Genomic DNA, 8,340 nt, shown 5'->3' with positions numbered 1-8,340 from the left:
CGCATCCCCTGTACCCCATACCCCAAGGAGTTTCCCCATGAGCCTTCAGACCGCTACCGACAAAGTGACCCACGGTGTTCGCAACCTGGCCGATGACGTGCTGCAAAGCGCGCAGGACGCAGTGCAGACCACCCGGGCTGCCGCTGACCAGTCGCTGGACAAGGCCGAAGAAAGCGTGCGCGCCCTGCGCCGCCAGACCGACCCGGCGATTGATGACCTGGCAGCCCGTGCACAGGACCTGGCCGCTCGCAGCATCGACTACTGCGCCGAGACCAGCGCGCGTGCACGCCGTCAGATCCAGCAGGCAGCCGAAGTCACCGGCAAGTATGTGGCCGAGCAGCCCGGCAAGTCGCTGGTCATCGCCGCCGCATCGGGGGCTTTGCTGGCCACCGTGGCGATGTGGATGTCCCGCCGGCGCAATGCATACTGAGGGCTAGCACACCGGTGTTTGCACGCCGGTGCCTTGCCCGCAGCGCCTGGCTATGCGCCAGCGCTGTCCTTTTTCCCACAGTCCGCCGGTCGCGGAGGGTGCAACAGACCGGTGGACTGAACATGTCCCAGCACCCGCGTTCCCAACCATTCTTGAACAAGGAAAACACCATGAAATACGCACGTGCCCTCGCTTTTGCCGCAGTTGCCGGTATCACCATCGTCACAGCCACCGGTTGCTCGGTGGCCCGCGAACAGCAAACAGTTGGCTCCTATGTGGATGACGCTGGCATCACCACCGCCGTGAAGGCCAAGATGGCCGAAGACAAGAACGTGTCTGCCACCTCCATCAGCGTGGAAACGCTCAATGGCACGGTGCAGCTGTCGGGCTTTGCCAAGTCGCAGGCTGAAAAGAACCAGGCCGAAAACATTGCGCGCAACACCAAGCATGTGCGCGAAGTGCGCAACAGCATCGTTGTGCGGCCCTGACCGGTAGGGCTGACGCCCTGCACCCGGGGCCCCACGCCCCTGGCGCAGTGGCTTCGATCCTGAAGCAGGCTCCGGGCATGTCCCGGGGCCTGCTTTTTTCATGGGCCCACCTTGGCGCTGCAAAAGGGGGCCGTGCGTTGTTCCTCCTCACTGCTCCGGTCCACGGGGTATAAGCTCCACACCATGCGGGTATTCAATTGCGACCATTGCGGTCATCTGGTGTTTTTCGATAGCGTGCAGTGCCTGCATTGCGGCAGTGCGCTGGCCTTCTTGCCCGATGTGCTGACCATGGCTGCCCTGGCCCCTGCACCGCAGGACGGTGCCGACCTGTGGCGCCGCCAAGGGGGGCAGGGCAGTGCCCACTACAGCGGGCGCCTGTACCGCATGTGCCGCAACCACACGGACCACCAAGCCTGCAACTTTGCGATACCCGCCAACGACTTTGCAGAGCTGTGTGTGTCGTGCCGCCAGACCCGGGTGATGCCCGACCTGTCCGAGCCCGCCAACATGGGGCGCTGGATGCAGATCGAAGCGGCCAAGCGGCGGCTGTTCTACAGCCTGGCCCGCCTGGGCCTGGAGCCGGCGCCCGGGCGTACCGGTCCGGTGTTCGAGTTTTTGGCCGAGGTGCCGGGCGGACCGCCCGTGCTGACGGGCCACCACAGTGGGACCATCACGCTCAACGTGGCCGAGGCGGACGACGACGAACGCGCGCGCCGCCGCATCGCGCTGGGTGAGCCCTACCGCACTCTGATCGGTCACCTGCGCCATGAGTCCGGCCACTTCTATTGGGACCAGCTGGTGCGCGACGGCGGGCGGCTGGACGACTTCAGACAGATGTTTGGTGACGAGCGCCAGGACTACGCAGCGGCGCTGGAGGCGCACTACGCCAAGGGCAACGAGGGCAGTGACTGGGCCAACCACCATGTGAGTGCCTATGCCGCCGCCCACCCCTGGGAAGACTGGGCTGAAACCTGGGCCCACTACCTGCACATGATCGACCTGCTGGAAACCTCGGCCAGCTATGCCACCGAGGTCACCATTCCCGGTATCTATGGCGCGCAGCGCAGCAGCGCCATCGATCCCTTTGCCAGCCCGGCGCCCGACTTTCAGTCCATGGTGCAACACCTGGTGCCGCTGACGCTGCTGCTCAACAGCCTTACGCGCAGCCTGGGTCAACCTGATGCCTACCCGTTCGCGCTGGCGGGTGAGGTGCTGGCCAAGCTGCGCTTTGTGCACGACATGGTGCGTGCAGCGGCCGCGCGTCCTGCCCCTGTGGCCACCATGGCACCCATGCCGCCACCCTCGCCGGCTGCGAATCAAGGTATCAAAAAGAATAGCAAAACAGCCAATAAAGACCGGAGCTAGAGAGCGATTCGGCCGAAATATTGACGGTGGCTGTCGGCCGGGCATGAAAACGGCCTGGAACTTGCTTGAGGGCTTGCAGGAGATTGGCTCTCATGCAGAAGTTCGACGAGATGGTTACCCGGCTGCCCCTGGCCGGCCTGGGCGGTGCGGCAGGCTGGGCGGGCAGTGATGTACGGCCCCACTATGCGCGGTTTGCCCAGTGGCTGGCGCGCCAGAGTGCCGAATCCATGCAGGCGCGGCGCGCCGAGGCCGAGGTCATCTTCCGGCGCGTGGGCATCACCTTCGCCGTCTACGGCGCCAAGGACGAGGACGGCGCGGGCACCGAGCGGCTCATCCCCTTCGACCTGATCCCCCGCATCATTCCGCAGCAGGAATGGGCGCACATGCAGCGGGGCCTGGTGCAGCGGGTCACGGCGCTCAATCGCTTCATCCACGACGTGTACCACGGCCAGGACATCCTGCGCGCAGGCATCGTGCCTGCCGAGCAGATCCTGCGCAACGCCCAGTTCCGGCCGGAGATGGTCGGCGTTCATGTGCCCCTCGATATCTACTCCCACATCAGCGGCATCGACATCGTGCGGGCACCGGATGCGGCAGGCGAGGGCGTGTACTACGTGCTGGAAGACAACCTGCGCGTGCCCAGCGGCGTGAGCTACATGCTCGAAGACCGCAAGATGATGATGCGGCTGTTCCCCGAACTGTTCGCGCAGCACCATGTGGCACCGGTGGCGCATTACCCGGACTTGCTGCTGGACACCCTGCGCGCCAGCGCCCCGGCCGGCGCGGCCGACCCGACCGTGGTGGTGCTGACCCCCGGCATGTACAACAGCGCCTATTTCGAGCACGCCTTCCTCGCGCAGCAGATGGGCGTGGAGCTGGTCGAGGGACAGGACCTCGTGGTCAAGGACCAGTTTGTGTACATGCGCACCACGCGCGGGCTGCAGCGGGTGGACGTGATTTACCGCCGGGTGGATGACGACTTCCTCGATCCCGATGTCTTCCGCCCCACCTCCACCCTGGGTTGTGCGGGGCTCATGTCCGCCTACCGGGCCGGCAATGTCGCCATCTGCAACGCCGTGGGCACGGGCGTGGCGGACGACAAGTCCATCTACCCCTATGTGCCGGACATGATCCGCTTCTACCTCGGTGAGGAGCCCATCCTGCAGAACGTGCCCACCTGGATGTGCCGCAAGCCGGACGACCTGCGGTACGTGCTGGACCACCTGCATGAACTGGTGGTGAAGGAGGTGCATGGCGCGGGCGGCTACGGCATGCTGATTGGCCCCGCGGCCACCCGGGCCGAGATCGAGGCCTTCCGCGCCGCAGTCATCGCCAAGCCCGACGGCTACATCGCCCAGCCCACGCTGAGCCTCTCCAGCTGCCCCACTTATGTGGACAGCGGCATTGCGCCCCGCCACATCGACCTGCGGCCCTTTGTGCTCAGCGGCCAGAAGGTGCAGATGGTGGCAGGCGGCCTCACGCGCGTGGCGCTCAAGGAGGGGTCGCTGGTGGTCAATTCGTCGCAGGGCGGTGGCACCAAGGACACCTGGGTGCTGGGCGATCAGCCTGCGGCAGCGCAGGCCTCGTCCCTGTCCACGCAAACACAAAGCCAAGGGAGGGAATGACCATGCTGAGCCGTACTGCCGATCATTTGTTCTGGATGGCCCGTTATACCGAGCGCGCGGAGAACACGGCCCGGATGCTAGACGTCAACTACCAGAGCGCGTTGCTGCCCCAATCGACCGAGGTGGCCACCCTGGGCTGGCAGGGCTTGCTGTCCATCAGCGAGCTGCTGCCTGCCTACATCGCCCAGCATGGCGAGGTGACGCCCGCCAAGGTGCTCGACTTCATGGTCAAGGACCCGTCTAACCCGTCGTCCATCGTGGCCTGCCTGCAGGCTGCGCGCGAGAACGCGCGGGCCGTGCGCGGTGCGCTCAACACCGAGGCCTGGGAGATCCAGAACCAGACCTGGCTCGAAGTGAATCGCCTGATCGCCAGCGGTGCACTGGAGAAGGACCCGGCGCGATTCTTCGAATGGGTGAAGTTCCGCTCGCACCTCTCGCGGGGTGTGACGGTGGGCACCATGCTGCAGGACGAGGCGCTGCACTTCATGCGCCTGGGCACCTTTCTGGAGCGGGCCGACAACACGGCGCGGCTGCTGGATGTGAAGTTTCACGCGGTGCAGAGCGACTTCATGGGCGCGGCCACGGCGCAGGACCAAGACTACGACTTCTACCACTGGAGCGCCATCTTGCTCAGCGTGTCGGGCTTCGAGACCTACCGCAAGGTGTACCGCGACGTGATCACACCCGAACGTGTGGCCGAGCTGCTGATCCTGCGGGCTGACATGCCCCGCTCACTACACGCTTGCATGAAAGAGGTGCTGGGCAACCTCGACATGCTGGGCAGCGGCCAGTCGGCCGAGACCCAGCGGCACGCGGGGCGGCTGCTGGCACACCTCAAGTTCGCACGCATCGATGAAATCCTGACCCATGGACTGCATGCCTACCTCACCCAGTTCCTGGAGCGGGTGAACGACCTGGGTGCGCGGATCAGCCGGGACTTCCTGGTGCCTGCGGCGGTGTGAGGGGTGTATCTGGCGCGTCTGGCGCAGCGGCCATAGCGGCCGTAGCGGCTGGCACCGGCTCCACCGTCACGCCCACCTGCAGCACATGGTGGTCGCCGCCGTGGATCACGCCGCGCAGCGGCGACACATCCGAAAAATCGCGGCCGATGGCCAGGGTCACATAGTCCTCGCCCGCCGCGCGGTCGTTGGTGGGGTCCAGGTCAAACCAGGTGTTGTCGTCTGATGCGCCCTCACTTTCGTCGGCTGCCGGTGACCACACCGACACCCAGGCGTGCGATGCATCGGCCCCCACCAGCCGGGGTTGCCCGGGCGGGGGCTCGGTCAGCAGGTAGCCGCTCACATACCGCGCCGCCAGTCCCAGGCTGCGCAGGCAGCCGATCATCACGTGGGCAAAGTCCTGGCACACGCCCCGGCGCAGCCGCAGCGATTCGAGCGCGGGCGTGCCCGCGTCGGTGGCGTTGGATGTGTAGGCAAAGTCGGCATGGATGCGCGACATCAGGTGGCGGGCGGCCTGCATCAGCGGGCGGCCGGGTGCAAAGCTCTCGGCGGCATAGGCCACAAAGTCGGCATGCCGGGGAATGTAGGGCGAGGCAAAGCTGAACTCGGTGGCCGCGTGGTAGGGCTGGCCGCGCCGATAACCCAGTCGCTCGCGCACGGCCTCCCAGGGCTCGCCAGGCGGTGCGGCGGGCACGGGCAGGGTCTCCAGCAGGCTTTCGGCGCGCACCCGCAGTTGCTCGTGGGTGAAGGGCAGGCTGAAGAACGCGCGGGTGTTGCCAAACACGTCCTGCACCATGTTGCACTGTGTTGGGGCGGGGTCCACCTGCAGGCTGTGGGTCAGCACGCGCTGCACCACACCGGTGCGCGGGCGCAGATGGGCCATGTGCTGGGCGTTTTGCACCGCCGGGCTGTAGTGGTACACCGTTTCGTGGATGACGCGCAGCTTCATGGTCAAGCTCCTACGCTGTGCCGAAGTGCATCCGCCGAATGCGTGAAGTAGCGCGTGGCCAGCACATCCGACAAGCCCGTCACGCCCCGCACACACCGGCCCAGATATTCCTCCAGAGCGGCATGGCGGCCTTCGGCGTCCTGTGCGCACAGGGCCACCAGCGACAGGTCGGACGCCTCAGGGATGCCCGTGGCGGCGGATTCGCCGGGCGTACCGGCGGCCGCTTCGATCTTGGCAATGCGCCCGCGCAACGTCTGTGCGACCCAGGCCAGCGACCGGGGGTTGTCGCGGTCGATCACCAGCAGGTCCAGCAGGGCGGGCATGTCGCGCCGCTGCTGGTACTGCGCGTGGAAGGTGATGGTGCTGTCAAACAGCGCCACCATGGCCTCGAAGCCGCCCTCATCGTGCACGGCGCCGGTCTGCAGGCCACTTTCCAGCGCCGAGGCCAGAAAGCCCAGGCGCTCCAGGTGGCGCCCGATGGACAGCAGGCGCCAGCCGTCGTCGCGGGTCATGCGGTCGGTCTGCTGGCCCGTCATGGCTGCGGTGTGGCCACTCAGCACTTCCAGCTGGCGCAGCGCGTCCAGCGGCGAATAGTCACCGTCGTCTTCGGCCCCGGTGCGGGGCGCAAAAAACTCCGCCTCGGCGCGCACGATGAGGTTCCAGTGTTCCTGCGACAAACGGTCGCGCACGGCCGATGCGGCGCCCAAGATACCGCGCAGGTTGAAGCCCACGCTGGTCACCTGCGCGGGCTGCGTCAGCCCGGCGATCAGTGAGCGCTCGAACACGCGCCGTGCCTGCCCGGCCGCAGGCACGGTCGGCAGCACGAGCCCCTGGCTCACGCCCATGGCGCTCAGCCAGGTCAGCAGCGGCTGCGAGGTCTGGTCCTCGCCATTGAGGCATTGCAGCGTGATGCGCGCCAGGCGCGTGACGTTCTCGGTGCGTTCGGTGTAGCGGCCCAGCCAGAACAGGTTTTCGGCCGCGCGGCTGGTCACCTGGCGGCTGCGGTGCACCACGGCGGGCGCGGCCTGGTTGTGGGCCAGCAGCGTGGTGGTGTCCACGGGGCCATCGGTCTGCACCCACACATCGGCACTGCTGCCGCCGCGCTGCATGGATGTGATGCCGCTGTCGCCCTGGGCCAGGCGGGCCAGCCCGCCCGGCAGCACGCGCCACGAGCCGGGGCCGTCGCACACCGCAAACACGCGCAGCATCACCGAGCGGGGGGCGATGGGGCCACCGTCCTGGCCCGCACCCTCTGCGGCGTCACTGCGCCAGGTGGGCATTTGCGACAGCGGCAGGTGGGCCTGCACGGTGTATTCGTCGCCCTGGGCTTCGATGCGTGCGGACCACTGCGCCAGGTCTTGCGCCGACAGCGCACCGCCCAGCACGGGCACGCGCTGCGCCATGGGCCAGGTGGGGCGGATTACGCTGTGCGCGAGCTGCGGCAGCACCGCCTGCATGGCCGAGCGCTCGCCACACCACCAGGTGGGCAGCGACGGCAGGGCCAGCTCTTCGCCCAGCAGGTGGCGCGACAGCGCGGGCATGAAGCCCAGCAGCGCCGACGATTCGAGGAACGCCGAGCCCGGCGCATTGGCCACGAGCACATTGCCCGCGCGGATGGCCTGCAGCAGGCCTGGTACGCCCAGGCGCGAGTCGCTGCGCAGCTCCAGTGGGTCCAGAAACTCGTCGTCCAGGCGCTTGAGGATGCCGTGCACCGGCTGCAGGCCGTGCAGCGTCTTGAGGTACAGGCGTGCGTCGCGCACCGTGAGGTCGTTGCCCTCCACCAGCGTCAGACCCAGGTAGCGCGCCAGGTACGCGTGCTCAAAGTAGGTCTCGTTGTAGGGGCCGGGCGTGAGCAGCACGATGCGCGCATCCGCCCCCGCCGGGCTCATCTGCCGCAGCCCGTCGAGCAGTGCGCGGTAGGTGGCGGCCAGGCGCTGCACATGCATCTGGCTGAACGCCTCGGGGAACAGGCGCGAGATGAGCAGTCGGTTCTCCAGCAAATATCCCAGGCCTGAGGGCGCCTGCGTGCGCTGCGTCACCACCCACCAGTCGCCCTGCGCATCACGCGCCATGTCGAACGCCGCGATGTGCAAATGGGTGCCGCCCACGGGCTGCACGCCATGCATGGCGCGCAGGTAGCCCGGGTGGCCCTGCACCAGCGCGCTGGGCAGCAGGCCTTTGCGCAGCAGCTCCTGCGGGCCATACACATCGGCCATCACGCGGTTGAGCAGGCGCGCGCGCTGCAGCACGCCGCGCTCGATGTGTGCCCAGTCGCCCTGCGAAAGGATCAGCGGGAACAGATCCACCGACCAGGGCCGCTGCGGGCCGTCGGCGTCGGCATAGACGTTGTAGGTGATGCCGTTGTCGCGCACCTGGCGCTGCAGGCTTTGCATGCGCCGGTCCAGGTCCTGGAAGCCCTCGGGCCCCAATTGATCAAAGAATTGGCCCCAGGCGCTAGTGATATCTGGCTTGTTTGCTATTGATTTGGGAGTGGCTGGTGCAGTGGCAGCGCCGGGGGCGTCCG

General features: G+C 67.1%; 7 protein-coding genes. 5 read left to right on the top strand and 2 right to left on the bottom strand.

What is annotated here, in order from left to right; genetic code table 11:
- Positions 1 to 37: 37 nt before the first annotated feature.
- The 5 genes from DBR23_RS07395 to DBR23_RS07375 all read left to right on the top strand — a co-directional run bounded on the left by DBR23_RS07395 (position 38) and on the right by DBR23_RS07375 (position 4,870).
- The gene (locus tag DBR23_RS07395; protein ID WP_056065917.1) at positions 38 to 430 is read left to right on the top strand and encodes a hypothetical protein; all 393 of its coding nucleotides are present in this window, start codon (positions 38 to 40) and stop codon (positions 428 to 430) included.
- A gap of 170 nt (positions 431 to 600) precedes the next feature.
- Entirely contained in the window at positions 601 to 918 is a 318-nt protein-coding gene (locus DBR23_RS07390) for a BON domain-containing protein (RefSeq protein ID WP_056066545.1), read from the top strand.
- Positions 919 to 1,101: 183 nt separating this feature from the next.
- Positions 1,102 to 2,283, top strand: coding sequence for a putative zinc-binding metallopeptidase (locus tag DBR23_RS07385; RefSeq protein WP_108497807.1), 1,182 nt, complete (start codon positions 1,102 to 1,104; stop codon positions 2,281 to 2,283).
- Positions 2,284 to 2,375: 92 nt separating this feature from the next.
- Positions 2,376 to 3,908, top strand: coding sequence for a circularly permuted type 2 ATP-grasp protein (locus DBR23_RS07380; protein ID WP_108497806.1), 1,533 nt, complete (start codon positions 2,376 to 2,378; stop codon positions 3,906 to 3,908).
- Positions 3,909 to 3,910: 2 nt separating this feature from the next.
- Positions 3,911 to 4,870, top strand: coding sequence for an alpha-E domain-containing protein (locus tag DBR23_RS07375; protein WP_108497808.1), 960 nt, complete (start codon positions 3,911 to 3,913; stop codon positions 4,868 to 4,870).
- On the opposite strand, the gene DBR23_RS07370 is transcribed toward DBR23_RS07375, so the two are convergent.
- Together DBR23_RS07370 and DBR23_RS07365 are read right to left on the bottom strand one after the other, a co-directional pair.
- Positions 4,836 to 5,816 (bottom strand): transglutaminase family protein, encoded by a 981-nt coding sequence (locus tag DBR23_RS07370; RefSeq protein WP_108497805.1) that lies wholly within the window; start codon positions 5,814 to 5,816, stop codon positions 4,836 to 4,838. The genes DBR23_RS07375 and DBR23_RS07370 overlap by 35 nt on opposite strands.
- A gap of 2 nt (positions 5,817 to 5,818) precedes the next feature.
- Positions 5,819 to 8,340 (bottom strand): circularly permuted type 2 ATP-grasp protein (locus DBR23_RS07365; RefSeq protein WP_233250318.1); only part of this gene is annotated, 2,522 nt, incomplete at its 5' end.

The sequence above is a fragment of the Acidovorax sp. HMWF018 genome (assembly GCF_003061035.1).
GTDB lineage: Bacteria > Pseudomonadota > Gammaproteobacteria > Burkholderiales > Burkholderiaceae_C > Acidovorax > Acidovorax delafieldii.
This window is presented reverse-complemented; position numbering and strand designations above follow the sequence as displayed.

What these genes read in the sequence shown, in the direction of transcription:
- DBR23_RS07395 (WP_056065917.1), top strand. Translation starts at nt 38, where the DNA reads ATGAGCCTTCAGACCGCTACCGACAAAGTGACCCACGGTGTTCGCAAC.
- DBR23_RS07390 (WP_056066545.1), top strand. Translation starts at nt 601, where the DNA reads ATGAAATACGCACGTGCCCTCGCTTTTGCCGCAGTTGCCGGTATCACC.
- DBR23_RS07385 (WP_108497807.1), top strand. Translation starts at nt 1,102, where the DNA reads ATGCGGGTATTCAATTGCGACCATTGCGGTCATCTGGTGTTTTTCGAT.
- DBR23_RS07380 (WP_108497806.1), top strand. Translation starts at nt 2,376, where the DNA reads ATGCAGAAGTTCGACGAGATGGTTACCCGGCTGCCCCTGGCCGGCCTG.
- DBR23_RS07375 (WP_108497808.1), top strand. Translation starts at nt 3,911, where the DNA reads ATGCTGAGCCGTACTGCCGATCATTTGTTCTGGATGGCCCGTTATACC.
- DBR23_RS07370 (WP_108497805.1), bottom strand. Translation starts at nt 5,816, where the DNA reads ATGAAGCTGCGCGTCATCCACGAAACGGTGTACCACTACAGCCCGGCG.